General features: G+C 63.0%; 26 protein-coding genes. 4 read left to right on the forward strand and 22 right to left on the reverse strand.

Annotated elements, in window-relative coordinates:
* Positions 1-3 precede the first annotated feature (3 nt).
* Positions 4-747, forward strand: coding sequence for a 23S rRNA (guanosine(2251)-2'-O)-methyltransferase RlmB (rlmB, locus tag LJ656_RS01255; RefSeq protein WP_075298073.1), 744 nt, complete (start codon positions 4-6; stop codon positions 745-747).
* Between the two features lie 160 nt (positions 748-907).
* Here the strand turns inward: rlmB and LJ656_RS01260 are convergent, their stop codons facing one another.
* The 11 genes from LJ656_RS01260 to LJ656_RS01310 all read right to left on the reverse strand — a co-directional run bounded on the left by LJ656_RS01260 (position 908) and on the right by LJ656_RS01310 (position 6491).
* Positions 908-1204: a contact-dependent growth inhibition system immunity protein gene (locus tag LJ656_RS01260; protein WP_268998455.1), complete on the reverse strand. Its 297-nt coding sequence runs from the start codon at positions 1202-1204 to the stop codon at positions 908-910.
* A gap of 39 nt (positions 1205-1243) precedes the next feature.
* Complete coding sequence (locus LJ656_RS01265; protein ID WP_230507465.1) at positions 1244-1549, reverse strand: contact-dependent growth inhibition system immunity protein; 306 nt, start codon at positions 1547-1549, stop codon at positions 1244-1246.
* A 38-nt stretch (positions 1550-1587) separates the two neighbouring features.
* Complete coding sequence (locus tag LJ656_RS01270) at positions 1588-1887, reverse strand: contact-dependent growth inhibition system immunity protein (protein WP_230507466.1); 300 nt, start codon at positions 1885-1887, stop codon at positions 1588-1590.
* 66 nt (positions 1888-1953) lie between these two features.
* Entirely contained in the window at positions 1954-2244 is a 291-nt protein-coding gene (locus tag LJ656_RS01275; RefSeq protein ID WP_230507467.1) for a contact-dependent growth inhibition system immunity protein, read from the reverse strand.
* Between the two features lie 95 nt (positions 2245-2339).
* On the reverse strand, positions 2340-2636 hold the full coding sequence (locus LJ656_RS01280) for a contact-dependent growth inhibition system immunity protein (protein ID WP_230507468.1): 297 nt from the start codon (positions 2634-2636) through the stop codon (positions 2340-2342).
* The gene (locus tag LJ656_RS01285) at positions 2633-3466 is read right to left on the reverse strand and encodes an RNase A-like domain-containing protein (protein ID WP_230507469.1); all 834 of its coding nucleotides are present in this window, start codon (positions 3464-3466) and stop codon (positions 2633-2635) included. Before LJ656_RS01285 ends, LJ656_RS01280 begins: the two co-directional genes overlap by 4 nt.
* A gap of 172 nt (positions 3467-3638) precedes the next feature.
* Entirely contained in the window at positions 3639-3935 is a 297-nt protein-coding gene (locus tag LJ656_RS01290) for a contact-dependent growth inhibition system immunity protein (protein WP_268998456.1), read from the reverse strand.
* Positions 3936-4028: 93 nt separating this feature from the next.
* Positions 4029-4319, reverse strand: coding sequence for a contact-dependent growth inhibition system immunity protein (locus tag LJ656_RS01295; protein ID WP_230507471.1), 291 nt, complete (start codon positions 4317-4319; stop codon positions 4029-4031).
* Positions 4320-4329: 10 nt separating this feature from the next.
* Positions 4330-5163 carry an RNase A-like domain-containing protein gene (locus LJ656_RS01300; RefSeq protein ID WP_230507472.1) on the reverse strand — a complete coding sequence of 278 codons (834 nt, stop codon included), beginning with the start codon at positions 5161-5163 and terminating at the stop codon, positions 4330-4332.
* A 194-nt stretch (positions 5164-5357) separates the two neighbouring features.
* The gene (locus LJ656_RS01305; protein ID WP_329958775.1) at positions 5358-5648 is read right to left on the reverse strand and encodes a contact-dependent growth inhibition system immunity protein; all 291 of its coding nucleotides are present in this window, start codon (positions 5646-5648) and stop codon (positions 5358-5360) included.
* A gap of 9 nt (positions 5649-5657) precedes the next feature.
* A complete protein-coding gene (locus tag LJ656_RS01310; protein ID WP_230507474.1) occupies positions 5658-6491 on the reverse strand; it encodes an RNase A-like domain-containing protein in 834 nt (277 codons plus the stop codon).
* A gap of 361 nt (positions 6492-6852) precedes the next feature.
* Here LJ656_RS01310 and rpiA point away from each other — a divergent pair, with 361 nt between their 5' ends.
* Positions 6853-7548, forward strand: a complete 696-nt coding sequence (gene rpiA, locus LJ656_RS01315) for a ribose-5-phosphate isomerase RpiA (RefSeq protein WP_230507475.1) — start codon at positions 6853-6855, stop codon at positions 7546-7548.
* A 255-nt stretch (positions 7549-7803) separates the two neighbouring features.
* Here rpiA and LJ656_RS01320 read toward each other — a convergent pair whose 3' ends face one another.
* Positions 7804-8958, reverse strand: coding sequence for a glycosyltransferase (locus tag LJ656_RS01320; RefSeq protein WP_230507476.1), 1155 nt, complete (start codon positions 8956-8958; stop codon positions 7804-7806).
* Between the two features lie 188 nt (positions 8959-9146).
* Here LJ656_RS01320 and LJ656_RS01325 point away from each other — a divergent pair, with 188 nt between their 5' ends.
* Together LJ656_RS01325 and LJ656_RS01330 are read left to right on the forward strand one after the other, a co-directional pair.
* Positions 9147-10451 (forward strand): glycosyltransferase family 4 protein, encoded by a 1305-nt coding sequence (locus tag LJ656_RS01325; protein ID WP_486650194.1) that lies wholly within the window; start codon positions 9147-9149, stop codon positions 10449-10451.
* A gap of 483 nt (positions 10452-10934) precedes the next feature.
* Complete coding sequence (locus LJ656_RS01330) at positions 10935-11357, forward strand: helix-turn-helix domain-containing protein (RefSeq protein ID WP_230507478.1); 423 nt, start codon at positions 10935-10937, stop codon at positions 11355-11357.
* Between the two features lie 276 nt (positions 11358-11633).
* Here the strand turns inward: LJ656_RS01330 and LJ656_RS01335 are convergent, their stop codons facing one another.
* From LJ656_RS01335 to LJ656_RS01380, 10 genes are all read right to left on the reverse strand, one after another.
* Positions 11634-14057 (reverse strand): polysaccharide biosynthesis tyrosine autokinase, encoded by a 2424-nt coding sequence (locus LJ656_RS01335; protein WP_230507479.1) that lies wholly within the window; start codon positions 14055-14057, stop codon positions 11634-11636.
* 46 nt (positions 14058-14103) lie between these two features.
* Positions 14104-15297, reverse strand: coding sequence for a polysaccharide biosynthesis/export family protein (locus LJ656_RS01340; RefSeq protein WP_230507480.1), 1194 nt, complete (start codon positions 15295-15297; stop codon positions 14104-14106).
* A gap of 42 nt (positions 15298-15339) precedes the next feature.
* A complete protein-coding gene (locus LJ656_RS01345) occupies positions 15340-16293 on the reverse strand; it encodes a glycosyltransferase family 2 protein (RefSeq protein WP_230507481.1) in 954 nt (317 codons plus the stop codon).
* Positions 16294-16295: 2 nt separating this feature from the next.
* Positions 16296-17717 (reverse strand): undecaprenyl-phosphate glucose phosphotransferase, encoded by a 1422-nt coding sequence (locus LJ656_RS01350; protein WP_230507482.1) that lies wholly within the window; start codon positions 17715-17717, stop codon positions 16296-16298.
* Positions 17718-17762: 45 nt separating this feature from the next.
* The gene (locus LJ656_RS01355; RefSeq protein WP_006048767.1) at positions 17763-18497 is read right to left on the reverse strand and encodes a Crp/Fnr family transcriptional regulator; all 735 of its coding nucleotides are present in this window, start codon (positions 18495-18497) and stop codon (positions 17763-17765) included.
* Between the two features lie 634 nt (positions 18498-19131).
* Positions 19132-21783 carry a glycosyl hydrolase 2 galactose-binding domain-containing protein gene (locus LJ656_RS01360; RefSeq protein WP_425605892.1) on the reverse strand — a complete coding sequence of 884 codons (2652 nt, stop codon included), beginning with the start codon at positions 21781-21783 and terminating at the stop codon, positions 19132-19134.
* A gap of 50 nt (positions 21784-21833) precedes the next feature.
* Entirely contained in the window at positions 21834-22913 is a 1080-nt protein-coding gene (locus LJ656_RS01365; RefSeq protein WP_230507483.1) for a DUF1839 family protein, read from the reverse strand.
* Positions 22910-23962 carry an amino acid--[acyl-carrier-protein] ligase gene (locus LJ656_RS01370; protein WP_230507484.1) on the reverse strand — a complete coding sequence of 351 codons (1053 nt, stop codon included), beginning with the start codon at positions 23960-23962 and terminating at the stop codon, positions 22910-22912. Before LJ656_RS01370 ends, LJ656_RS01365 begins: the two co-directional genes overlap by 4 nt.
* A complete protein-coding gene (locus LJ656_RS01375) occupies positions 23963-25267 on the reverse strand; it encodes an acyl-CoA dehydrogenase family protein (protein WP_230507485.1) in 1305 nt (434 codons plus the stop codon). It abuts the gene before it with no gap.
* Positions 25264-25515, reverse strand: a complete 252-nt coding sequence (locus tag LJ656_RS01380; RefSeq protein WP_230507486.1) for an acyl carrier protein — start codon at positions 25513-25515, stop codon at positions 25264-25266. The genes LJ656_RS01375 and LJ656_RS01380 overlap by 4 nt, the downstream gene beginning before the upstream one ends.
* Positions 25516-25776: the final 261 nt, after the last annotated feature.

Here is a 25776-nt window from a genome sequence, read left to right on the forward strand (position 1 = left end):
GTCATGGCACGTCACAAGGTTTTATACGGTTTCCACGCAGTGACCGCGCGTATCCGGCACGATGCGTCGACGGTCGAGGATGTCTATTACGACGCGACCCGCAAGGACCGGCGGATGACCGAATTCCTGCACGTCGCGAAGGAAGCCGGCGTGCGCCTGATCGCCGCCGACGAAACGCGTCTGTGGGGACTCGCGCGCACCGAGCGCCACCAGGGCGTGGTCGCACGCGCCGGCGATATGCCGCTCGCGCAGAACCTCGCCGAACTGCTCGACGGCATCAGCGGCTCGCCGCTGATTCTGGTGCTCGACGGCGTGACCGACCCGCACAATCTCGGCGCTTGCCTGCGCGTCGCCGACGCGGCCGGCGCGCACGCGGTGATCGCGCCGCGTGATCGCGCGGTCGGCTTGAACGCGACCGCCGCGAAGGTTGCGAGCGGCGCGGCCGATACGGTGCCGTACATCACGGTGACGAATCTGGCGCGGGCGCTGCGCGAGCTGAAGGATGCGGGCGTGTGGATCGTCGGGACGGCCGGCGAAGCCAGCAAGAGCGTCTATGAGACGGAGCTGGATGGTCCGGTCGCGATCGTGATGGGCGCGGAAGGCGAGGGGATGCGGCGTCTGACGCAGGAGACCTGCGATATCGTCATGCGCATTCCGATGGCGGGGACGGTGGAGAGTCTGAACGTTTCCGTTGCAAGCGGTGTGTGTCTGTTCGAGGCGGTGCGGCAGCGGGCGGTGAAGAAGTAGAGCTTTTTGCCGCCTCTGCTGTTCTTGCTGTTGGTCGATTGATGTGGCGCCCGGGACACTTTGGTGTTGCCGGGCGTTTTGGTTTGGGGGGCAGTGGGGTGCGTGAGCGGGCTTTCCTGCGGGGCGGTTGTGCGTAAGTGGCCGTTGGGCGTTTTGACGACTAGGCGGTGAGGATTTTTTTCAGATCTTCGAAAAAGTCATTTGTTGAACTGTAGCCCCACGAAATAGGATTGAAATCAAATCCGTACGCCTCATGAAATATTTTGTCCAGGTTTATACTAGCCTCCTCTTTGAATTTGTCGATTTCGACTAGCGTGGCTTCAAGCTGTCGGGGTGTGCTGTCTTTCTTGAAGCAGACGACAACTTCTGCCAGTGTATCGCCCCACATGTCGGAATCCTGATTTAGATAGGCTCCGAATAGCGTGTCGAACTGAGGGTATGAGTTTTCGTTGATCATTTTTCGGCAAAGGGCTTGCGAGCAGATTCGGAGGTGGGGCTATTCGATCAGGATGCGCGCCAATTCATTGAGAAAAGAGTTGGTTTTATGTCCCCATAATTCGGGTGAAAATTCGGTGCCGTAAATTTTTTCGTACGCGAAATCAAGATCATCTCTGTATTCTTCCATAAAGGAGAGGATCTCGGTTATCAATTCGCGATGATATTTTGGAGGACTATCTTTCTTGTAGCATGAGACGATTTCCGTAATTTTATTGCCGGATAAATCATAGTCCTGGTTAAGATAACCTCCGAAAATTTCGTTCATTCGTGGGTGGCGCTCTGTCAGCATGTGATGAAGTTTCATTAGCGATCGAAATCGTGTAAGCGTTACCGGTTCGTAGGTCAGTGAGTAATAAGAATTTTTTTCAGATCGTCAAAGAAGTGGCCGGTAGTAGCATATCCCCATAAAATGGGATCGAAGTTAAATCCATATGCTTCGCGAAAAACCTCATCCAGTTTTCCCCGGGCTTCCTTCCTGAAGTTATCTATCTCGACCAAAATATTTGAAATCTCTTCGGGCGAGCTATCGTTTTTATAGCAGGTGACAATCTGCTCTACAGTGTCACCCCAATATTCGGAGTCTTGATTGAGGTAGGCTCCAAACAGTACGTGAAATTCACAATCGGAGTTTTTGTCAATCATGTCGAGAGCGGGTGGGGCGCATATAATATCGCTTGACTGTGCAGGTCGCGGGGACTGTGGATTGCGCTATTCGCTCAAAAGTCGCTTTAATTCATTAAGGAAGGAAGTGGATGTGTGGCCCCAGAGTTTCGGCTTAAAGCCAGTTCCATATTCTCTTTTAAACTCTAATTCGATCGTATCGGGATGGTCGGTGAAAAATAAATTAATTTCTCTAATTAAGTCCTGGTGGTGTTGCGGGGGACTGTCCTGCATGTAGCATGAAACTATTTCGGCGATTGTGTCGCCGAAGAGGTCAAAATCCTGGCCGAAATATGCACGGCAAACCAGATATAATTGTGGGTATCGATCCGATGACATGGGTTTCCTTCAATCGACATACGCACTGAAAATGTAATATGGCCTGCCGATGTGGGTTTGCGCGTTAAATGAAAATTTGTGGATACGCGGGGAACCTACGTTGTAAGGATTTTTTTTAATTCTTCTAGAAAATGATTGGTTGATTCGTATTTCCATAAAATCGGGTCGAACTCGTCTCCGTAAGCTTCAGAAAAGATTTCATCAATTTTTTCACCAGATTCGGATTTGAATTTTTCTATTTCTGCAAGTGTAGCCTTGATTTCATTCGGGGAACTGGCTCTCTTGAAGCAAAGGACTACCTCCTCAACAGTCTCACCCCAAAGATCAGAATCCTGATTGAGGTAGCCGCCAAACAAAATATAGAATTGAGGGTACGATTTTTCGTCGATCATTTTAGTAGGTAAGATGTAAGAATATAATAAGGCATTCCGTTGTGGGTTCCGAATTTGAGAGATATTCGAACGGTATTCATGTCGCGCAGTTCTCCCGTTGCCCGGACTATTCCATAGCCGACCTTTCGTCCGACATTCTGTTTCAGAATTAGAAGCTGATCGGGATTTGACCGAGCCCAACCACTGATTCTCGATGCGTTGTTTTCCATCACTTGCGAAATTGCCCATTGCGCCGCCGACAAGTCCCGAAACGACGATACAACTCTTCGCTCTGGTTCTAATCGTAGCCGTTCCCGCAACTGAGCCTCGGTCCTTCCGACATGCTTCTCTATGGTATGACCACCAAGCCGGCTGCCGCTTTTAGCCTCATGCATCTGCAGATCGATCCGCCCGCTCGTAATCCGCGCCACCCGCACGGCCTTGATCGAGCTGGCAAAGCCAAACGGCACCGCCAGATCGACCAACATTCCAATCCGACTCGCGACATCGGCCTGAGCCTTCAGCGTCTGCGCGAACTTCCCCGCGCCGCGCTGCGTTAGCGTGTCCGCCTCGATGCCCGTCATCAGCTGACGCAAGCCCGCCGCCGCTGTATCCGAGCCGTGCGCGCCGAACACGATGCAGCCCGCTTTGCTGGCCATCGTCGGTTCGGGCAGCACGCACAGCGCGCTTGCGCCGACCATTTCCAGCACGCCAGCGGCGATCTGTACGCCGCCCCAAAGGCGGTTGGTGAGCATCGCGGTCTGGTCGATTGTCCCGCGAGTCAATACGGCGGCCAGTTGCGGCGCACTGAGCACCACGCGCACGCCGTCTGCGTCCAGTTCTTGTTGCATTCGAAAGTCCCCTGTTTGATGGACTGTCGAAGCTAACAAGCGACCCTGTACGCGCGATATGGGCGGTGGATGATTCCGCGGAACCACTTTTCCTGGGACGGGCTGTTGAGGAGGCGGATGCGAAGCGTGGGGAGCCTGATATGCCTTGAACACGAAATTACCGACAGGCCCACTAGGCGGTGAGGATCTTTTTCAGATCGTCGAAAAAGTGATTTGTCGAACTGTAGCCCCACAAAATAGGATTGAAATCAAATCCGTACGCCTCGTGAAATATTTCGCCCAGGTGTATACCAGCCTCCTCTTTGAATTTGTCGATTTCGACCAGCGTCGCTTCGAGTTGTCGGGGTGTGCTGTCTTTCTTGAAGGAGACGACAACCTCTGCCAGTGTATCGCCCCACATGTCGGAATCCTGATTTAGATAGGCTCCGAACAGCGTATAAAACTGACGGTATGAGTTATCGTTGATCATGTCCGGAAAGGGAGCGAATTTTTTACAAATGGGAAGGTGATTAATAGGTTTAATATATCTGAGCGTCTCATTGCACGGAAGTTGTGGCTTCCGCTATTCACTCAAAAGTCGTGTTAGTTCACTGAGAAAAGAAATGGTTGTATGACCCCATAGTTTCGGATCAAATCCCGATCCGTACTCTTTTTCGAATGCGGCATCAAGATCATTGGGGTGGTCATGCAAAAATAAATTTATCTCATCGATAAGTTGGTGGTGATAGTGTCGTGGGTTGGTGTTTTTATAGCACGAAATTATTTCTGGAATCGTGTCGCCAAACAAATCAAAATCTTCGCCGAAATATGCGCCAAATATTTGCTCCATTTGCGAGTATTGTTCTGGTGACATTGTTTTTTCCTTATTCAATATAGGCCGAAACTATGTAATGAGGTAATCCATTATAGGGCTCATTTTTTAAGATGACTTTAACGTTATTTCGCGACGTCAGCTTTCCTGTGGTCCGCTCAACTCCGTAGCCGACATCTCCTGGAATGGTTTTTTGGAGCGTGAGGACGGTATAGCGGTCCGAAGTTCGAGCCCAGTGTTCAATTCTTACTCTATGGGAACGGAGGACCTCGGATATCGCCCATTCCGCTCGTTCTTTGTTGGCGAAAGAGGACGCGACACGCCGTTTGGGCTCTAGCCTGAGCCGCTCCCGCAACTGCGCCTCCGTCCTCCCCACATGCTTCAGCAGCGTATGTCCGCCAATCCTGCTGCCGCTTTTAGCCTCATGCATCTGCAGATCGATCCGCCCGCTCGTAATCCGCGCCACCCGCACGGCCTTGATCGAGCTGGCAAAGCCAAACGGCACCGCCAGATCGACCAACATTCCAATCCGACTCGCGACATCGGCCTGAGCCTTCAGCGTCTGCGCGAACTTCCCCGCGCCGCGCTGCGTTAGCGTGTCCGCCTCGATGCCCGTCATCAGCTGACGCAAGCCCGCCGCCGCTGTATCCGAGCCGTGCGCGCCGAACACGATGCAGCCCGCTTTGCTGGCCATCGTCGGTTCGGGCAGCACGCACAGCGCGCTTGCGCCGACCATTTCCAGCACGCCAGCGGCGATCTGTACGCCGCCCCAGAGGCGGTTGGTGAGCATCGCGGTCTGGTCGATTGTCCCGCGAGTCAATACGGCGGCCAGTTGCGGCGCACTGAGCACCACGCGCACGCCGTCTGCGTCCAGTTCTTGTTGCATTCGAAAGTCCCCTGTTTGATGGACTGTCGAAGCTAACAAGCGACCCTATACGCGCGATATGGGCGGTGGATGATTCTGCTAAACCACTTTTCCTGGGACGGGCTGTCGAGGGGGCCGATGCGAAGCGTGCGGAGAGGGGCGAACCTTTCGGCCTGGCCGGATTCGACGGGGCTTTGTGATTTATTGTCGAATGCTTACTCGTGTAGCAGTCTTATTAGTTCACTGAGAAAAGTTATCGTTGTATATCCCCATAAATGAGGATCAAATCCTTCTCCGTAGTCGTTCTCAAAGGCGGAGTCAAGGTCTGCTGGATGCTCGCGTATAAATGAATTGATTTCGTCAATCAATTGGTAGTGGTATTTGCGAGGGGCAACCTCCTTGTAGCACGAAAGGATTTGAGGGATTGTGGTTCCCCATAAATCATAATCTTGGTTAAAGTACGCGCCAAAAAGCTCATACATTCGAGGATGACGTTCGGATAGCATATTCAGTATTTATCCAACATGTGAAGTAAGAATGTAGTAAGGCATATTGTTGTACGTCTTATATACGAGGACGACAGTCACGTTATTCATCTTTGTCAGCTTGCCGGTCGCTCGCGTGACGCCGTGTCCAAGATTTCCGGTAACGTGCTTGGTCAAGACAAGCGGTATATTTCGTTGTGCGGACCGAGCCCAAGTCTCAATTTTTGTCCTGCTGGACAGCATTACGTCTGATATCGCATGTTCAGCAGTTTGAACGTTATAAAACGATGAAGCCACCTTTCTTCCCGGTTCTAATCGTAACCTCTCCCGCAACTGCGCCTCCGTCCTCCCCACATGCTTGAGCATCGTATGGCCGCCGATTGAACTCCCCGCCTTGGCCTCATGCATCTGCAGATCGATCCGCCCGCTCGCAATCCGCGCCACCCGCACGGCCTTGATCGAACTGGCAAAGCCAAACGGCACCGCCAGATCGACCAACATTCCAATCCGACTCGCGACATCGGGCTGAGCCTTCAGCGTCTGCGCGAACTTCGCCGCGCCGCGCTGCGTTAGCGTGTCCGCCTCCATCCCCGTCATCAGCTGACGCAAGCCCGCCGCCGCTGTATCCGAGCCGTGTGCGCCGAACACGATGCAGCCCGCTTTGCTGGCCATCGTGGGTTCGGGTAGCACGCACAGTGCGCTCGCGCCGACCATTTCCAGCACGCCGGCGGCGATCTGTACGCCGCCCCAGAGGCGGTTGGTGAGCATCGCGGTCTGGTCGATTGTCCCGCGAGTCAATACGGCGGCCAGCTGCGGCGCACTGAGCACCACGCGCACGCCGTCTGCATCCTGTTCTTGTTGCATTCGAAAGTCCCCTGTTTGATGGACTGTCGAAGCTAACAAGCGACCCTATACCCGCGATATGGGCGATGGATGATTCTGCTAAACCACTTTTACTAGGACGGGCAGTTGAGGAGGCAGATGCGAAGCGTGGGAAGAGGGGCGAACTTTGCGGCCTGGCCGGATTCGGCCCAACGTGAGCAAAGTGAGCAACCCGCACAACCACGCCCGAAGGCCAAAACCCACCACGGCTCCGCGCGCCTCAAAAAACGCCCCGAAAACGCCAGAAAAACCCCGCCTAACCCCGCCCCAAACCCCCACCCACCCCAACCACCGCCCGCCACTCCGGTAAACTAGCGATTTTTCACGCCTCCTCGCATCTCCCATGACTCAAGACGAACTCAAGCAACTGGTCGGCCAGGCCGCCGCCGACTATGTGAACGCCAACGTGCCGCAAGGCTCGGTGATCGGCGTCGGCACCGGCTCCACCGCGAACTGCTTCATCGATGCACTGGCCGCCAGCAAATCCCGCTATCGCGGCGCGGTATCCAGTTCGCTCGCCACCACCGCGCGTCTGCAATCGCACGGCTTCAAAGTGCTCGACCTGAACGAAATCGATTCGCTGCCGGTGTACGTCGACGGCGCCGACGAAATCGATCACGGCGGCGCGATGATCAAGGGCGGCGGCGGCGCGCTGACGCGCGAGAAGATCGTCGCGTCGGTGTCGGAAGTGTTCGTCTGCATCGCGGACGCGAGCAAGGTGGTCGATACCCTCGGCCAGTTCCCGCTGCCGATCGAGGTCGTGCCGATGGCGCGCACCGCAATCGGCCGTCGCGTGACGGCGCTCGGCGGCGTGCCGGTCGTGCGCGTGACGAAAGAGGGCGTGCCGTTCATCACCGACAACGGCAACGAGATCATCGACGTGAAGGGCCTGACGATCAACGACCCGCGCACGCTCGAAGCGCACATCAACGCATGGCCCGGCGTCGTCACGGTCGGTCTGTTCGCGGGCCGCGGCGCGAACCTGTGCCTGCTCGGCACCGACACCGGCGTAGAAACGATCACCTACGGCCGCAACTAAGCAGCGAATCCGCACACTGCGCCGCTGCTGTTCAGCTACTGTTCATACAGCGAGTGCGCGGGCGGTCCGGGCAATCCGGACCGCCCAACTCATCCTGGCCATCCACCACCCGCAAAGCTCACGCACCTGAAGTACGCGGAGCACCTAAAAGTACCTAACGCGCCTCGCACACGCCGCGTCCCGTCCGAACGCATAGATGCACATAGACGCACATCGACGCGCATCGACACCACCTCAATCACCACCACCCAATTCTCACCGCGCAGCCTGTCCAATCGCCTGCGTCATCCGCTGTAAATAACGCTCCACCGAAAATTCCGAACGTGCATCGCTGAACGCCTGCGCGGCCAGTTGCGCGGCCAGCGCGGGATCGTTGCGCAACGTGTCGATCGCGTCGCCAAGCGCGCGCGCGTCGCCGGGCTTCACGAGCCAGCCGTTGTGTCGATGACGCACGATCTCGGTCACACCGCCGGCCGCCGCGGCGATCACCGGCCGCGCGGCGGCCATCCCTTCGACGATCACGCGGCCGAACGGCTCGGGCTCCGTCGACGTATGCAAGATCACGTCCATCGCTTTCATCCACGCGGGCACGTCGTCCTGAAAGCCCGCGAAGTGCACGCGATCGGCGACGCCGAGCGCGGCAGCCTGCTCGTGCAAAGCTCGCGCATAAGCGTCTTCGCCGAATAGCGGTGCGCCGACCAGCACCAGATGCATATCACGCAAACGCGCGAGCGTATCGAGCGCGATGTGTTGTCCCTTCCACGGCGCGAGCCGGCCGAATAGTCCGGCGAGCCACACATCCGCGGGCAAGCCGAGCCGCGCGCGCAACGCAGCCATGTTCTTTCCGTCGACGCGTTCGAACGCACGCGCATCGATGCCGTTGTAGATCACTGGTACGGAGTCCGCATCGATTCCGGTAAGCGCCGCGAGCGAGCGCGCCGACGCGTGCGAATTCACGACCACGTGATCGACCGCGAGTCGCACGAGCCATTTAACGATGTTTAATTGCACCCGGCCGAAATGCTCGCGCGTGAGGATGTCGTGCTGATACCAGATCACCGGCCGGCGATGCAACGGCTTGCCGAGCGCACCGAGCACGAGTGCTTTCTGCGTATTGAGAAACAGCACGTCGAAGCGTCGCGCGTGCGCGGCGATCGCGCGGACCTGGCGGAAAATACCTGGCACTACTTGCAGGCAGCGAGCCAGTGATGCATGGCGCACGACTTCCGATACGCGCGCGTCGCTGATCACCCGCACGCGCGCGCCGAGCGCTTCGAGACGCGCGCGGAACGGACCGTCGGAAAGCAGCACGACCTCGCTGCGCGCGCGGCAATGCGCGGCCAGTTGCAGCAGTGCGAATTCGGCCCCGCCGAGCTGCCCGCTCTGATCGACGAACAGCACGCTGGGCATGGCGCCGGCGTGCGTCGCGGAGTCTGTGTTGGAGGTCGTGCCTGAATCGGGAAGGGCGGACTGCGGCAGCGAGGAGGCGAGAGGCGAAGCGTCGAACGTCGAGTGCATAGACAAACTGAACAATGAAGACCGTGAGTTCGCGACGGCGAACAAACACTCCGCATTATTCGCGCACTGTCGCGCGTCGAATGTGGGCACCCGCACGCACAGCGCGGAATGGGGCACATACACTGCTAGTTAGCCGTTGTGGCGTTTTGAGACAGGTAGGTAGCAATATGAAAGTGGCGATCGTGCACGATTGGCTCGTCGCACCAGGCGGAGCCGAGAAGGTGCTCGAGCAGATCATCGAATGTTTTCCCGACGCCGATATTTTCAGCCTCGTCGATTTTCTCGAAGATCGCAAGCCGCTGGGTGGCAAGCCGGTTACCACGTCGTTCATTCAACGTCTGCCGATGGCCCGCACACGCTATCGCGCGTATCTGCCGTTGATGCCGCTCGCGGTCGAGCAGTTCGATCTGTCCGGCTACGACCTGATCATCACGAGTTCCTACGCGGTCGCGAAGGGAGTGCTGGTCGGCCCCGATCAGACGCATGTGAGTTATGTGCATTCGCCGATGCGTTATGCATGGGATCTGCAACATCAGTATCTGCGTGAAGCGAAGTTGTTGAGCGGACCGAAGTCGTGGGCCGCGCGCGTGATGCTCCACTATCTGCGCGGCTGGGATGCGCATTCGGCCAATGGCGTCGATAGTCTGATCGCGAATTCGCAATTCGTGGCGCGGCGCGTGATGAAAACCTACCGGCGCGATGCGGTGGTGATTCCGCCGCCGGTCGATGTGAGCGAATTCGAATTGCGTTCGCAGAAGGACGAGTTCTATCTGACCGCGTCGCGGATGGTGCCGTACAAGCGTATCGATCTGATCGTCGATGCGTTCAATGCAACACCGCATCGCCGGCTGGTCGTAATCGGCGACGGGCCGCAGATGGCGTCGATTCGCGCGAAGGCCGGCGCGAACGTGACGATTCTCGGCTATCAGCCGTTCGCTGTGCTGAAGGATTATTTGCAGCGTGCGCGCGCTTTCGTGTTCGCGGCCGAAGAGGATTTCGGCATCGTGCCGCTCGAAGCGCAGGCCTGCGGAACGCCGGTGATCGCGTTCGGCAAGGGGGGCGCGCTGGAGACGGTGGTCCCGGTCGGCGACCCGCATCCGACCGGGGTGTTTTTCGCGAATCAGACGGTCGCGTCGCTGCTCGCCGCGATCGAACGCTTCGAGCGCCTGCGCGCCGCCATCACGCCGGCGGCCTGCCGCGCGAACGCCGAGCGGTTTTCGGCGGCGGTGTTCCGGCGCGCGTTCATGGCCGAGGTTACGCGCACGATTTCGGCCGCGGGGCCGCGCGAGCGCGTCGTCGCGGTGGAGCGCGGCGAGCCCGAGCTAGCGAACCAGTCGCGCGGCTGGCGCGGCGACGCGGCGCGCAACGGCAGTTGGGGGCACTGACGCCGGTCCGGCTCGGTGCGCCGGCAGCGAGATGGTTTTCGGAGAAGAACCAAAGGTCTCATCGCTGTGTAGTGACTTCGCAGCAGCAGTAATGAGCCGTGCGGGCCGGCGCGCCCGCTCGGCCATCGATGTGGGGCAGCCGTTCGGCTCCGGCCGGCCAGCGGGTTCGAAAAAAACCCGCTGCCGGGCGAAGCCGCCGCGGCGTATCCGCATCAGTCGGGCAGGGGTTGAACTTCATTAAAGCAGCGGGATGCGCGCCGTGCGCAAGTGACGTGGACGTTCACGAGTGCCGCATGCCTCGCGTAGCCATAAAGACCTGAAGCAGACGTTCGCCAGTGTGGGCGCTGGGCGGCCTGATCGCGATCCCGCGGTGCAGGCGGCGCAGCGTGCGACGGCGATTCACGACAATGGGTAGCCGTCATCCGCGCGTGGAAGCGACCCGCCACGCATCGACGGCCTTTGGACGAGGACGAATTTAAACTCATGAACGCCGATCGACTTCCGGGACCGGTTCCCGACTATTCCGCAACCTGGACCACGCTGCGAGGCCAGTTGCCGATTACACCGATTCGCACCGAAGAGGATTACCAGCAGATGGTGCGGGTGTCGAACACGCTATCCGAGTATCTGAGCGGCGGCGCCGAGGATCCGCTCGCCGATCTGCACGCGATCGTGACCGAGCTGATCGCTCACTGGCAGGCCCGCCACCCGACGCTGCCGCAGGCCGAGCCGCGCGAAGTGCTGCGGCATTTGCTGGCCACGCATGGGCTCAAACAGAAGGATCTGGCCGGCATCGCGTCGCCGACGGTGGTCAGCGATATCCTCGCGGGGCGTCGCGCGATCAGCAAGAAGGTCGCCAAAGCGCTGGCGGCGCGCTTTCAGACCGACGTCAGCGTGTTTCTGTGACGAGCGGTTCGTCGCGCGATGTGCTCGCCGGCTGCCCGCGAGCCGCCGCGCATGATTGCGCATGAGTGTGCATTCACGCGCGCTGGCGTCGATTACCGCTCACTGCCGGCGCGTTGCGGCGGGCGCGATTCAGTTAGCGTCGAACGTCAACGCCGGCGGCTGCTGATCGAGCCGCCGGCGTCGGCGTTTCGGCGTTGGTGTTTGCATCCGCAATGGCATCCGCATTTGCATCCGCCATCCGCATTGGCATTTTTCGTCGCCGCATTCCCCGCGCGCTTACCTCGGCGCCTGAATATCCGGCGGGTCGCCGGCCGAATACGTATACGCGTAGGCGTAGTCGTAGGTGCCGCGGCGATTGTGACTCTTCGCCGGCATCGCATTCATCACGCCGCCGATCACCCGCGCCCGCGCGCGCCGCAACTTCTTCAGCGCGTCGGCAAGATGGGTTTCGGTATGCGCGCCCGCGCGCATCACCAGCACCGTCGAACCGGCCAGGTTGGCGATCACCGCGGCGTCGGCGACCGCGAGCAGCGGCGGCGTATCGACGATCACGAGGTCGAACTGCTGTTCGAGCCGCATGAGGATTTCGCTGAAGCGCGGCGAGGTCAGCAGCTCCGACGGATTGGGCGGATACGCGCCCGACGCGATGAAGTGCAGACCGCTGACGCCGGTCGCGCGCGCCGCCGCTTCCAGGTCGGCCTCGCCGGTCAGCAGTTCGCTCAGCCCGCCATGGGGCGCGCGGCCGAGATATTGCGCGAGCCGGCCGCGACGTAGATCGGCGTCGATCAGCAGCACGCGATTGCCGGACTCGGCGAGCAGCGTCGCGAGATTCGCGCACAGGAAGCTCTTGCCGTCGGACGGCGCCGGACTCGTGATTGCGACGATGCGGTTCGGCGCATCGACGAGGCCGAACTGCAGCGTCGCGCGCAGGCTGCGCAAGCCTTCGACGGTCGTGTCGTACGGATGCGTTTTCACCAGCAGCGAGCGCATGGGCGTGCGGCCCGACGCGATCACGCTCTGCGTGCCGACTGCTTCGGTATCCAGAGCATTGCGAGCAGTTGACGAGGCGCTGCCCGGCGCGCGCGGATGCAGCAGATTCGCGAGCGCGGCGCGCGGCTTCGTCAGCACGGACCCGCTGGCGCGCGGCCCGGCCGGCACCTCGCCCGGCGTCGAGCGCGGCGCCCGGAGCGCGCGCAACTGCTGGTCGCTGCGCGCCTGTTCGGGGCTGAACGTGATCCCACCGAAAATCGGCAGCTGGAAGCGGCGTTCGACGAACTCCGGATCGGCCACGCCAGTGAAGAATTTGTGCCGGCAGAACGCGAACGCAATGCCGCCGAGAATCCCGAGCATCGTGCCCGCGCCGATAACCAGCGCGCCCTTCGGCCGGATCGGCTGCGACGGCACCAGCGCCGCGTCGAGGATATGCACGTTGCCGACCGTGCCGGCGCGTGAAATCGACAGCTCCTGAATCCGGTTGAGCAGCGCGACGTAGATCTCTTCGGCAACCTTGGCATTGCGTTGCAGCGCGAGCGCATTGCGCTCGGAACTCGGCAGCGTCGCGAAGTGCTGTTCGAAGCGCGTTTTTTCGCGGGTCAGCGCGTCGATCTGCGCGTCGATCTGCTGCACTTCGGGTGCGTGCTCGGTAAAGCGCTGCATGAGCTGCGAGCGCTGGATGCGCAACGCCGCGATCTGCTTCTCGTAATCGAGCCCGCCTTGCAGATAGACGCCGGCTTCCTGGGTCGGCTGGAACGAACCGGTCTTCGCCTGATACTCGGACAATGCGGTCTCGGTGCGCTTGACCTCGTCGCGCAGATGCGGCAACTCGCTATTGAGAAACTCGAGCTTGTGGCTCGCTTCTTCCTGCGCGCGCTCGGTGCGCTGCTTCAGATAGGAGTTCGCGACCGCGTTGGCGACCTCGGTGATCAGGCGTGGATGGGTGCCCGTGTAAGACAGCTGCACCACGCCGGTATCGTGGCCTTTCTCCGCGACGAGCAGCGCGCTCGACAGCGCCGACACCGCGTCGAGCTGGTTGTAGCGGATCAGGTGGAACTCGGTGCCGGGCCGCGCGATCAGCGTGTCCACCAGCAGCGCGACGCCGTTGCCGCGCGCCTGGACGCCGGCCACGCCGGTCAAGAGCGGCGCGCCGCTCGCATCGCTCAGTTCGAAACGGCCGCCGTCGAGCGCACGCAAGGTCAGGCGCGTGCCTTCGAGCGCGGCCGGCACCGTGATCGACGCGACCTCGAAGCGCTCGCCACCCCACGCATACGCGCGCAGCCCGGGCGGCGCGCCAAGCGGCTGGCCCGGCCGCGCGAACGACGCGCTCAGGCGGCCGAGCAGCGGCATGGTCCGCGCACTGGCGCTGAAGTTTAGATGCAGCTGATCGACAACCGGCTCGACCACGCCGCGGCTGCGGATGATTTCGATCTCGGCGTCGGTGCGCATCGGCTCGGCCGGCGGTAGCAGCGACACCGACTTCTGGTTGGGCGCGCCGCCGTTGGTGCTGGTGTCGACCTGCAACAGCGCGTCGGCCGAATAGACCGGCGTGGCCAGCTTCGCGTAGATCACCGCGGCGACGATCACGCTGGCCGCGATGCCGAGCACCCAGCCGAGCTGCGCGAGCACGATGCGCGACAAGTCGCGCATCACCGCATCGTCTTCACCGGCGGGCGCGGGACCGTAATCCATCTCATAGGAACTCATAGCGATACTCCATCGCGTGAAGCGATCTGCAGCGATTCGAAGCGATTCATTTCGACATCTGCACCGTGTAGAACAGCGACTGCAGTGTCGGTGTGATCTGTTCGAGCGCGCGGTTGAAACGCGCCGATTTCGACACCTGCACGTACACCACGTCCTTCGGCTGCAGCGTGAACTTGGTCATCAGCATCAGCGCGTCGACCTGGGTCATGTCGAGCTGATAGACGTCCGGGGTCAGCGTCCTGTCGGCACCGCGCACCACGTACACGAAGCGCGGGTCGCCGGTCTTCACGTCCAGACTGCCGGCGCCGGTCAGCGCGTCGGCGAGCGTCAGACGGCCGCGGTTCATCGGCAGCGAGGTCGGCTTGTTCACTTCGCCGAGCACGAACACGCGGCTATTCGAGCGGTCGGGCACGTCGATGATGTCGCCGTCCTCGAGCAGCACGTTCTGCAGCGGGTTGCCGGTTTCGAGCAGCGCGGCGACGTCGACCGTATAGCGGCGGCCGTTGCGGGTCACGCCGACGTTCTGCAGATCGGCGTCGGGCAGCGCGCCGCCCGCGCGATTGATCGCGTCGAGCACGGTGAGCGGCGCATCGGTGATCGCTTCGGAGGAGGGCGTGCGCAGATTGCCGGTCACCTGCACCGACTGGCTGTTAAAGCCCGACACGCGCACGTCGAGCTGAGGATCGCGAATCGTCCGCGACAGCGCTCGGGTCAGCGCTTCCTGCACCTGTTGCGCGCTCTTGCCGACCACCTCGAGGCGGCCCACGCGCGGAAAGAAGATCGTGCCGTTGCCGGCGACCCGCACCGCGAGGCCACTTTCGCCGCCGCTCGATGAGCTCGCGGCGAGCGGCGTCGCGCCCTGGGTTTGCGCGGGACCGGGCGACGGACCCACGCTGGCCGGCAACGGCGGCGTGCCGGTCGGGCCGACCCCCAGCGCGCCGGTCAGCTCCGGGTGGTCCCAGACGATGATCGTCAACTGGTCGCCGATTCCCACGCGGTATTCGTACGCGGCGCGCGTGGCCGGACTCAGACACGACAGCGGACAGGGCGCCGGCACGAGCGCCGCGCGTTCCTTGCGGAAATACTCGAGGTCGATCATCTGTACTGGAAACTTCGCCGCGGTCTGCTCGGGAGGCGCCGGCGGTTCGAGTCGTGCGGTATCCAGATACGGTCCAGGCGCCAGCGAGCAGGCGCAAAGCGATACGGCCGCAAGAGCCGCGGCCATTGTTTTGGTATTCATTGTTACGGTCCTTCAGAAAGCGGCGTCGAGAATCCCCCCGGTTTAACGCACCGCTTCCTGCCAAGCTCCGCGCATCGCGCGTAAACCGACTCGCCATTTGCGAAGCGACAGCGCGAGCCCGCCGCGCTCGAAGCCGAGCGACAACGCGCGCAGGAACCCCGGGTCCGCGCGATCGCCGATCAGCGTCGAGTACACGACGAACGCCCAGCGACCGGCCGGGCTCAGGTGTTCGCACATGATGAGTCGAAGATTGAATGACGCGTTGTAGAACGCCGCGTCGTTAAATGAGTAGCGCTGGTCTTCGTCGCCGCGCACGGCGGGGAAGTGTTCGACCAGCAAGGCCGGGTCGTAGACGAGGGTCCAGCCGCGCCCGCGCACGTCGAGACTGAACGCCATCTCGCAGTGCACCTGCGCGCCGGTGCCGCGCAGCCGCGCGTCGAAGCGCAACGCGCCGATCGCGTCGCGGCGAAACGCCATGTTCACGCCTTTGAGCACCTGGACTTCGCGGGCCGCGCCGTGACCGATATGGTGATTGCCGATCGTGCGGCCATACCAGCGCACGAGGCCGACCGTCGGCTTGCGGCCTTCGAGAATGCGGCCGCGTTCGTGCACGATGTCGCGCCCGCCGATGCCGCCGAGTGTCGGATTCTGTTTGAAGGCCTGGGCGATGCGCGCGATCCAGTCGCGATGCGGCGCGGCGTCGTCGTCGGTGAAGCACAGCACGTCGCCGCTCGCGCTTTCGATGCCCAGGTTGTACGCGGCCACCACGCCGGGCCGCTGCACCAGCACCACGCAGCGGCGCGGCTCGGGGCGACTCGCCTCGCGCGTGCGCAGCCAGTCGAGGGTCGCGTAATCGTCGTGGCGCGCGACCACGATCACTTCATCGGCGCGCCGCTGCTGCGCGTCGAGCGCGGCGAGGCAGCGGGCGAGATCGGCGGTACGACGGTAAGTTGGAACGATGACAGAAACTCTCAACTGCGACTTCCGAAGCGGCATGGTCAGAATGCGTTACGGCCCACAAAGCCCTTGAAGATCGTCAGGAAGACGATTTTCATGTCGAACCAGAATGACCAGTTATGAATGTAGAAGAGATCGAACTTCACGCGCGCTTCCATTTTTTCGACCTTGGTGGTCGCGCCGCGATAGCCGTTGACCTGGGCCCAGCCGGTGATGCCGGGCTTGATCCGGTAGCGGTGCATGTAGCCGTACACCTGATCCTTGTACAGATCGTCGTGTTCGAGCGCATGCGGGCGCGGGCCGACCACCGACATCTGGCCGAGCAGCACGTTCAGGAATTGCGGCAGCTCGTCGAGGCTGGTGCGGCGCATGAACTTGCCGAGCTTCGTCACGCGCGAGTCGTTGCGGGTTGCCTGGGTGACCTGACCATGTGCTTCCTGATGCACGCTCATCGAGCGGAACTTGTAGATGCCGAACGGCCGGCCGTCGACCCCCTTGCGGATCTGCCGGAAGAACACCGGGCCCGGCGAGGTCAGCTTGATGCCGAGCGCGAGTACCACGAACACCGGCGCGAGCAGCAGCAGCGCAAACGCGGCGAATAGCCGGTCGAACATCAGCTTCGGCCACATCTGCGGCGGCGAGAACGGCGTCGCGGACAGGTTCAGCGTCGGCAGACCGACCACATCGACGATCGTGTGATTGAACAGCGACAGGCTGCGCACGTCCGGAATGAAACGCAGATTGACGAAGTCGTCGCGGAACGTGCGCGTGAAGCGGTAGATCGTGCGCTCCTCGGACAACGGCAACGCGAGCCACACTTCGTTGACGCGTTCGTTGCGAACCTTCGCGGCGAACGCCTTCAGATCGGTGAGCACCGGCAGGCGCGTGAGTTGTGCGCAATATGGCGCGCCATATTGCGCGCCGTATTGTGCAGCATACGCGTCGTGGCCTTGCACGCTGGTGTCGAATACGCACACGGGCTTGAAGCCGGCATCGGCCGCATGCTCGAGATGCGCGAGCAGCGTGCGCGCGAAGCCCGGCGCGCCGACGATCGCAACCGTGCGCGCATTGATGCCGCGGCGGCGCAACGAGCGCAGCACCGCGTGCGTCACGCAGCGCGCGGCGATTAGCAGCACGCCGGAAATCAGCGTCGAATAGCCGAACCACAGCCGTGAGACCGCATCCATCCGATGCAGCGTGAAGGCCAGCACCAGCGAGGTCGCGGCCACCGTCAGCCATGCTGCGGCGAGCCGCGCGAGCACCGGCGCGAGCGCCTTGCCGCGCCAGGTTTCATAGACGCCGAAGCCCGGAAACAGCAACAGCACGAGCACGCAGTTGAACGCGATCAGCAGGCGCTCGGTGTCGGATAACGCAATCGGTGTCGAGAAACGCATCCAATAGGCGAGCAACCCGCCCGCCACCACGAAGAGTGCGTCGAGACATCGCGCAGTATTCCTGAACATATTCGAATGAACCCCGGTAATCGAATGGTGCGCAGCCTGACGGTCTTATTCGACGGTCTCGGCCTGGCGCAGACGCGGCAGCAGCCGATCGAACTCGCGCTTGACGAGGCCGTAGCATTCGCACGCGCGGGCTTCGAGGCCCTTGCGGTCGAGCACCTTGATATGGCCGCGGCTGTGATGGATCAGCCCTTCGTCGTGCAGCTTGCCGGCCGCTTCGGTGATGCCCTCGCGGCGCACGCCGAGCATGTCGGCGATCAGTTGCTGGGTGACCGTCAGATCGTTCGATGCGACCCGGTCCACTTCGATCAGCAGCCAGCGGCACAGCTGCTTGTTCAGCGCATGGTGACGATTGCAGGCGGCGGTTTGCGCGACCTGGGTCAGCAGCGCGTGCATGTACAGCAGCATCAGACGGCGCAGGAAGTCCGAGCGGGCGAACTGCTGCTTGAGCGCCTGCGCGCTCATCCGGTACGCGAAGCCCGCGCATTGCACCTGCACGCGGTTCGGCATGGTTTCGCCGCCGGTCAGCACCGGCACGCCGGTCATCCCTTCGCGGCCGACCGCGGCGATCTCGACCGAACTGCCGTCTTCCATCGTCGAGAGCATCGAGATGATCGCGGTGGTCGGGAAGTACACGTGATGGATGCGTTGACCGGAGTCGCACAACAGCTGCTCGGTGCGCAGGTGAACCAGTTCGAGATGAGGGGCCAGCGCCTGCCATTCGTGCGACGGCAGTGCGCCTAGCAGATGGTTACCGTGCAGATCGGATTGAAGTGTCAACATGATCGGTCCTCGCATGCGAGCCGCGCGTCGCGCGTCGCTCTGATTCTTTGATCCGATGCCCGGTCCCCACGGCTCGCTGCCTGGCGAGCAGCGAAGAGGAACAGGATCGGCCCCGTATCGGCCTGTATGCCGCCGCCGTTGTCGTAGCGCAGGTTTGCGGCAGCAGGTTGTGCGGACAACTAATAGCGAGGACCGTGCCAAGGTTAGGGAAAACGCGTGCTGGTGCGGTGCAGCGTGCGAAGCGCCGGTTCGTCGGGCAGCGAAAGAGCGCTTTTTGTTTCACTTCTGCACACCCCCCCAGGCGGGGCAATGCATCGGATGAAAACTCCGGGTTCGCCGCGGACCCTTGAATAACGGGCCTGACGGCGAAAAAGCGGGGGGCCGTCGAACCTGTCTCAGAATTGAAATTGCCGTCGCATGCACGTTTTAGTGCGCTCTTCGTCAGGTGCCGGAAATGATTCAGAAGTGTTAAACCCTGCGCGGGCGCGGTCTTCGCGAGGCCTGTGCGCAGGGCCTCGCGCGCAGGCCGAAAGTTGCCTGCGCGCCAACACTCGTTTAACAGAACGGGCATAAAAGTTCGCGCGCCGCGAGCTTCTATGCGCTTCGCGCGAATGCGACTAGTCGCGAATGACCACTAGCCGTAATAAATGGCCGATAACGCATTGAGCGCGCGGACCTCGCCGGATGGACGCGGGGATGTTTCATCATCGTTAGATCGCGCAAGCGGGTTCGCTGGCCGCGCATACGGCAGCAGCGTAACGACACAGCGACGCTCGGGCGCGAGATGAAACCAGTCGCGCGCGGCGCGATAGCGCGGATCGACGATGTGCACGAAACGCGCGAAGCGTTTCGTTTCGAGTGTGAGCTGCCAGTGACCCGTCTCGGCGTTGTGCTCGACGCTAATCGTCATACCGAGGTCATGACGTTCGCGCACGTGCCGCTCGGGCAGATGAAACGCTTCGGCCACCACCGCGCCGCTCGCCGCATCGCGCAGCGTCGCGATCGTCACGTCGTGCGTGCGCGGGCCGAAGCGGTACGCGTGGGTGAAGTCGAAGAACTGGCCGAGCAGCGCGGCCGCGCTCACGCGCTGCATGCTGTGCGGCGCGAGTTCGACCGGGCGCCGCGCGGACACCACCTTGACGCTGCCGTCGCGCAGACACAGCAGTTCGAGTTCGCCGCCAAACGTTTGCGGGCGTTCATTGATCAGCTGAATATCGAGGCCGTTCAGCCCTTCGTCGGTGAAGCCGACCTGCAGCGGCCGCAGCGCGTTCGCGAAGCCGTGCAGCGCGCTCTTGGGGCGCCCGCACGCGTCGATCAGACCCCAGCCCGCGCCCGCGCGTAGATCCTGCATCTGCCACACGAGGCCGCCGCCGCACGACGAACCGGCGCGGCGCCACTCGGCGAACACGTCGCCGATCACGTCGGCGACAACCGCGCGCGACAGCTCCAGATAGCGTGGCGGGTCGTCGTAGCGCAGCCGCGCCGGCTCGACGCCGTACAGCGTCTGCAGATAGTGGTCGCGCACGTCGTCGAAATCCCAGCCCGCGCCCGGGTCGCGCGGCACGGCCGCTTTCCAGCGCGGATCGTGGACGTGGAGCGTGCCGAGCGCATCGTGCAGCGTCGCGTCGTCAGGCACGTTGGCGAACGCCAGACACTCGGCGGCGAAACGCACCTGGGCGCGGCGCGCATCCTCCAGCGGGCGCTGATACGCGCCGACCCCGTAGTAGTGCGTAATGCCCGCGTTAGTCGAAAACGGCCACGCGCCGCCGGACGGCGAGTTGCTCACGTACGGCACGTCCGCGCGCTCGCGGGCGACCAGCGCGGGCAGCAGTTCGGTAAATAGCGGCTGCGTGCGCCGCGCTTCGGGCAGGCCGAACATCGCCGCCTGCTGGTCGACCTCGCTGCCGCCGCACAGCACCGCGAGCGCCGCGAAACGCCGCGTGCGCGCGAGAAACTGGCTGGCCTCGCGCTCGATCAGTGCGCTGAACGCGGTGTCGCTCGGATAGTCGAAATTGGCCAGCGCAAAGTCCTGCCAGATCAGTACGCCGTATTCGTCGGCCAGTGCATAAAACAGGTCGGACTCGTACAGCATCGTGCCGCCGACGCGCAGCATGTTCATGCCGGCCGCGCGCGCAAGCTCGAAGGTGTCGCGCAATTGCGCTTCGCTGCCGGTCAGCGTGACGAGATCGGCGCTGGTCCAGCAGGCGCCGCGGCAGAACACCGGCACGCCGTTCACGCGCAACGCGAAGCCCTCGCCATCGGCGCCACGCTCCACTTCGATCTGACGAAAGCCGATCGAACCGAGCGGATGCGAGTTGAGCGTGCCGTCGTCATCGAGCTGTAACGTCAGAGGATAGAGCGTCGGTTCGCCGTGGGTGTGGGGCCACCAGCGTTGCGCCTGCGGCACGCGTACTTCGCCGCGCAATGTGTACGGATCGTCCCACTGCAACGACGCGGATGCGTCGCCGCAAAAAAATCTTGCGCGGCACGCGCGGAGATCGTGCGGATACGCGAAACGTAACGTCAACGAAACAGCCCCGTCTTCGCGCTCGATCCGGCTGGTCAGATCAATCGAGTCGAACGCGTGCGGCGCGTCGCCCAGTATCTCGATCGGGCGCCACGGACCGACCGGCTGGATCGGCGGACACCAACCGGGCATATGGCCGAGCAGCGTCGTACGCAGATTGCGAAGCGTCGGCGGCGTGACGAGCCGCGGGCGCCAGCGCGCGCGCGAGCGTTTGGCCGCCAACGCCGGCGTCAAGGACCGGAAGCACAGTGCGAGCGTCGTTTCGCCATTCAGTTCGATGTCCAGATCATGCGCGACGAACATCGATTCACAATCGAAACGTTTGACGCCGTCGAGCCACACTTCGGCAAGCGTCGCGAGGCCATGAAAGCGCAAGCGGCGCGGCCCGTGACCGTTCAGTGTGACGCGATACCAGTGATCGTCGAACGCGAGCGGCGGCGGATTGTTCACGTCGAGCAGACCGGCCGCGCGGCGCGCGCCCGCCACCGTGCCGGGCACTTGCGCGGCGAGCCAGCCGTGTTCGGGCAATTCAGCGGGCGACGCATACGCGTGCGCCGGTGTGCTCAGGCACTGCCAGCCGCTGTCGACCGGTTGCGGCCACCACGACCGGGCGGCGGGTGCGGTGGTGGCGGTGGTTGCATTCGCAACCATCCGCGCGGTGCCGGGCTGGGGGGAAGGTGTTGCGGGAAGGCTGGCGGTCGCGGCGGGGCGGCTCGTGCCGCCATCGTCGGGCGCCGGAGCGAGAGTCGATACATCCACGGCGGGTTCCTGAAGGACGCACGCGCGGCCGGGGCCGCGCGCGTCGAGCGTCAACGCACCAGCGCGGCGAGCGCCGGCAGGGTTTTTTCATAGGCGCTTTCGAGCACGTCGAAGCAGTCTTCGCAGGTATCGCGGCGGCCGCGCGCGAGCGAGCGGATCAGCCGGAACTGCATCACCATCGACTCCGACGCGATCCGCTGCGCGGCGGCCGGGATCGCCGCCGGAATCTCGAAGCCCTGCTCGAACAGCCACAGCAGATACTTCGACAGGAACTCGAAGTTCGCGCCGAGCTGGCGCATCAGATTGAAGGAGTACAGATGAAAGTACGCTTCGTCGCGCTCGAACAGCGTGTCGAGATGAGCCGGAAACGCGGCGCGCCATTGCGAGACCGGATTGACCAGCGGCCGCCGTTCCAGATGCGCGCACAACAGCTGCGCCGACGCGTCGGCGAGCGCGACGCCGGTGAGCGCGGGACGTGACTGCTTGGCGAACTCGACATACGGAAACAGCAGATCGGGTTGCCCGGCGAAGCGCGGCAGCTTGCGGAACACGCCGTCGTAGTCCTCGCCGTCGAGCTGGTGATAGCCGGCATTGTGGAAGTAGCCGATCCGGCGCGCGACGATATCGACGAAGTCGATGCCGATCGTCGTCTTCGGATGCTCGCGGCGATACGAGGTCGAGCGGGTGTCGGGCAGGTAGTAACCGTCTACTTCGACCAGCACCGTATGGCCGCGCAGCGTCTGCGCGAGCACGCGCGCTTCGAGCGAATCGTAAATCGCGAGTTCCTGCACCTGGATGCCGTACAGCTGTTCCAGATCGTCGAGCGGAAACTTGAAGAAGGTGAACTGATCGCCCTCGAAGTCCTGCGTGACGGTGAACGCGAGCGCCGCGCGCGGATCGAGCCCGAAGCCGTGCAGCAGTTCGATCCATAGGTCGACGTAGCAGTTGGTTTCCTGCCAGACCCGCTCGCCCTGATGCAGCGCATGCGGTACGTGCTCGCGCAAGCCGGTGCCGAGTGGCGGGATGAACGCGGCGCTCGCTTGCGGCGCCTCGTTCTTCCCGCCCCCGCGGCGCTGCAGCCCGGCGCTCGCCCACGTGCCGCCGCCAGTCGGTGTCGGCGCTGTACTCATGCGCGCTCCCCGAGCGAGGCGGGCGCCGCTTGCAGCGCATCGCCCACGCGCGCTTCGGTATCGCCCCACAGCAGCGCGCGCACCGCGTCGGGCCACGCGTTCACGTCGAGCCCATGATGACGGAACAGCGCGAGCGTGATGCGCTCCATCCCGAAGCCGACGCAGCCGGTATGCGCGACCGAGCCGTCGTCGCAGGCGATCTTCCAGATCGCGCCGAAATGCTCCATGTGATAGTTGAACGACAGGCACGCGGTCTTGCCGCGCGGATCCGCGACCGGGATCAGCAGTTCGAACTTCAGCGCCTGCGCGCGCTGGCTGTCGGCGACGATCTTGCCGCCGCGGCCGAAGAACGGATCGTTCGCGAGATCGACTTCGACCGGCAATTGCAGCAGCCGCACCAGCAGCGTGCCGCGCTCGATCCACATCTGCCGGAACGCCATCACCTGTTCGGCGCTGCCGAGCCGCACGTATTCGCGCTGGCGGAACATCTGCATGCGGCCCGGATCGAGCGACGGTTCGTGGCGGAAGCAGTACGACAGCACGTCGAGCGTGCGGCCGCCGGCGGGCAGCGCGCCGCGCCGCGCGATCACCGGATAGACCGGATAGCAGGCGGCCGGCGTCAGCACCAGCCGGGTCGGCTTCTGCTGCTCCATCCACGCATCGTCGCGCTCGTCGTCGCGCTCGTTCATCGCGTCGTCGAGCGCGCGCAGCAGACGCTGGTGGCCGAGATCGTTGCCGCAGAACGAATGGACCGTGCCGGCCAGATTCGGAAAGCTCTTCAGATATTCGCTATCTTCGAAGTCGGTGCGGCGCATCGCCGGCGGAAAGCGCAGTACTTCGGGCTGCTGATCTTTGCCCAGATGCGTGATCGCGAGGTTCAGGCGGTCCACCACGTCCTCGAAGATCTGGCTGCGGCCGTACAGACCATTCTCGCCGGTATCGATCAGCAGGCCGGCGGCCAGCATTTCGTCGCGCAACGTGAGCGACGGACCCACGTCGACGGCCATTGCGGTCGCCGCGGCAGCGGCGCGATCGGTCATCAGATTCATTCAATGTCTCCCCGAGGCGGCCGGACGTTGCGCGAGCAACAGGCTCGCCGTGTTCTGTGCGATACGGTCGTTGTTGATCATCAGCGGCGCCGAGTGCAGGTCGCGCAGATGGCGGCCCACGCTGTACGGGGTGCCGTTCTTGTAGCCGGCCATCCCGCAGATCATCAGCACCTGCTGCACCACCTCCAGCGCGGTGGTCGAGATGCTGGTCTTCAGCGTATTCATGTCGGACGCGAAGCCGAGTTGCGCGGCGAGCGGCGCGTCGGCCTGCTCGCGATCCGGCCCGTGGTGGCGCGCCTGGTGCGCCACGCGCGCGGCCTCGAACGCGACCGCGAGACGCGCCTGCATCATTTGCAGCAGGCCGACCGCGTCGGCGAGCCGTAGCCCGGCCGGCGGCATCGTGCCGGGTTTGGCGCGCGCCTGGGCGCGGAAGAACGCCTTCGCGCGATTGACCGCGTCGGTCGCGATGCCGGTCCATACCGCGGCCCACAGCGTGTGCGATACCGGCAGCATGGTCTGGTCGGCGATCTCGGCGAACGGCGTCGCGAGAATCTGTTCGGCAAGTCCGTCGGTGACCAGCCGGAAGCCCTCGCTGCAGGTCCCGCGCATGCCGAGCGCGTCCCAGCCGCCGCGTTTTTCGAGTTGCGTGTCGGCGCGCAGCGCGACGGCCAGCAACTGGTCAGACGCGGCCGCCTGCGCATGGCGGCGCGCGGTGACGAGGATCGCATCGGCGTGCGCGCCGTACGAGATCGTCGGTGCGAGCTTTTCGAGTCGAAAGCGCGCACCATCGAGCTCGACCGAGCACGCGCTGGTGCGCATGTTGCCGCCGATCGTCTCCTCGGAAGTGGCCGACGCGAGCAGCCATTGCCGGTCGGCCAGTTGCGCGAGGAAGCGGGCGTGCCACGCGGACTCGCCGCGATGCGCGTCGATGCAGGCCACCTGGATCTGGTGCATCGCATAGATCATCGCGGTCGATGCGCAACCCTGCGCGAGCGTCTCGCAGATCGCGCCGATCTCGGCCAGCGACAGACCCGCGCCGCCGCACGCGGCGGGCACCAGCGCCGACAGCAAACGTTCGCGCTTGAGCGCGTCGAAAGCCTCGGTGGGGAAGCGGGCTTCACGATCGACCGCGTCCGCATGCTGCGCTGCGATCGCCGCGCAACGATGCGCGGCGGCGCGCCACGCGGGTTCGGTCGTGAGCGCGGTCAACGCGGCTGCGGCGGGGGCGCCGTCGTCGCCATGGGCGCCGGCGCAGGACGTGCCGGCGGCCGCCGCGGCCGCCGGGTCCAGCAGCGGGGCGCTCATGCTGCCGCCTTTGCCTGTTGCAGTTCGGTGATCGCGGCGGCCATCGAGTCGATGCTCGAGAACAGCCGTCGCGTGAGCAGGCGGTCGGGAATTTCAACGTTGAATTCGTCTTCCATCGCGAGCATCAGGTGCACGGTCGCGAGCGACGAGAGGCCGGCGGCGTACAGATCGGCATCGTCGGCGAGACTCTCAACCGGAACGTCCAGGCGGGCGGATTCGGCAAGGATGCGTCTCAAGGCTGTCTTCATTGGGTGATCCCCTTCTGGTCCAAGGTCTAATGGTTAGGGCCTGCACAAAACGATCGCTCGAAGGCGTGCTTCGCGTGGTCGTGTTTGCTTTGTTGTGATGGGTCTTGACGGCCCGGGCGCCGTATACGCGCGTTGGCCGTGAAGCAGTCAGTCGCGGCGGCCCCGGGGGGCCTGCGACGCTGCTGGAGCGCATCGTGAGTCGCGCCCCGGTAACCGGTATTTAAGAATTGTCAAAGCCTGACGTCGGTGCGATGGCGCACG

The organism is Paraburkholderia sejongensis (assembly GCF_020880815.1).
Taxonomy (GTDB): Bacteria; Pseudomonadota; Gammaproteobacteria; order Burkholderiales; family Burkholderiaceae; genus Paraburkholderia; species Paraburkholderia sejongensis.

Excerpts from the sequence above, each read along its gene's own strand:
- LJ656_RS01275 (WP_230507467.1), bottom strand. The coding sequence starts at position 2,244 with ATGTCATCGGATCGATACCCACAATTATATCTGGTTTGCCGTGCATAT.
- LJ656_RS01350 (WP_230507482.1), bottom strand. The coding sequence starts at position 17,717 with ATGTTCAGGAATACTGCGCGATGTCTCGACGCACTCTTCGTGGTGGCG.
- LJ656_RS01375 (WP_230507485.1), bottom strand. The coding sequence starts at position 25,267 with ATGAGCGCCCCGCTGCTGGACCCGGCGGCCGCGGCGGCCGCCGGCACG.
- rpiA (WP_230507475.1), top strand. The coding sequence starts at position 6,853 with ATGACTCAAGACGAACTCAAGCAACTGGTCGGCCAGGCCGCCGCCGAC.
- LJ656_RS01265 (WP_230507465.1), bottom strand. The coding sequence starts at position 1,549 with ATGAAACTTCATCACATGCTGACAGAGCGCCACCCACGAATGAACGAA.
- LJ656_RS01320 (WP_230507476.1), bottom strand. The coding sequence starts at position 8,958 with ATGCCCAGCGTGCTGTTCGTCGATCAGAGCGGGCAGCTCGGCGGGGCC.
- LJ656_RS01285 (WP_230507469.1), bottom strand. The coding sequence starts at position 3,466 with ATGCAACAAGAACTGGACGCAGACGGCGTGCGCGTGGTGCTCAGTGCG.
- LJ656_RS01260 (WP_268998455.1), bottom strand. The coding sequence starts at position 1,204 with ATGATCAACGAAAACTCATACCCTCAGTTCGACACGCTATTCGGAGCC.
- LJ656_RS01330 (WP_230507478.1), top strand. The coding sequence starts at position 10,935 with ATGAACGCCGATCGACTTCCGGGACCGGTTCCCGACTATTCCGCAACC.
- LJ656_RS01370 (WP_230507484.1), bottom strand. The coding sequence starts at position 23,962 with ATGAATCTGATGACCGATCGCGCCGCTGCCGCGGCGACCGCAATGGCC.
- LJ656_RS01310 (WP_230507474.1), bottom strand. The coding sequence starts at position 6,491 with ATGCAACAAGAACAGGATGCAGACGGCGTGCGCGTGGTGCTCAGTGCG.
- LJ656_RS01345 (WP_230507481.1), bottom strand. The coding sequence starts at position 16,293 with ATGCCGCTTCGGAAGTCGCAGTTGAGAGTTTCTGTCATCGTTCCAACT.
- LJ656_RS01295 (WP_230507471.1), bottom strand. The coding sequence starts at position 4,319 with ATGTCACCAGAACAATACTCGCAAATGGAGCAAATATTTGGCGCATAT.
- LJ656_RS01365 (WP_230507483.1), bottom strand. The coding sequence starts at position 22,913 with ATGAGTACAGCGCCGACACCGACTGGCGGCGGCACGTGGGCGAGCGCC.
- LJ656_RS01340 (WP_230507480.1), bottom strand. The coding sequence starts at position 15,297 with ATGAATACCAAAACAATGGCCGCGGCTCTTGCGGCCGTATCGCTTTGC.
- rlmB (WP_075298073.1), top strand. The coding sequence starts at position 4 with ATGGCACGTCACAAGGTTTTATACGGTTTCCACGCAGTGACCGCGCGT.
- LJ656_RS01325 (WP_486650194.1), top strand. The coding sequence starts at position 9,147 with ATGTGGGCACCCGCACGCACAGCGCGGAATGGGGCACATACACTGCTA.
- LJ656_RS01300 (WP_230507472.1), bottom strand. The coding sequence starts at position 5,163 with ATGCAACAAGAACTGGACGCAGACGGCGTGCGCGTGGTGCTCAGTGCG.
- LJ656_RS01290 (WP_268998456.1), bottom strand. The coding sequence starts at position 3,935 with ATGATCAACGATAACTCATACCGTCAGTTTTATACGCTGTTCGGAGCC.
- LJ656_RS01380 (WP_230507486.1), bottom strand. The coding sequence starts at position 25,515 with ATGAAGACAGCCTTGAGACGCATCCTTGCCGAATCCGCCCGCCTGGAC.
- LJ656_RS01305 (WP_329958775.1), bottom strand. The coding sequence starts at position 5,648 with ATGCTATCCGAACGTCATCCTCGAATGTATGAGCTTTTTGGCGCGTAC.
- LJ656_RS01335 (WP_230507479.1), bottom strand. The coding sequence starts at position 14,057 with ATGAGTTCCTATGAGATGGATTACGGTCCCGCGCCCGCCGGTGAAGAC.
- LJ656_RS01280 (WP_230507468.1), bottom strand. The coding sequence starts at position 2,636 with ATGATCGACGAAAAATCGTACCCTCAATTCTATATTTTGTTTGGCGGC.
- LJ656_RS01270 (WP_230507466.1), bottom strand. The coding sequence starts at position 1,887 with ATGATTGACAAAAACTCCGATTGTGAATTTCACGTACTGTTTGGAGCC.
- LJ656_RS01355 (WP_006048767.1), bottom strand. The coding sequence starts at position 18,497 with ATGTTGACACTTCAATCCGATCTGCACGGTAACCATCTGCTAGGCGCA.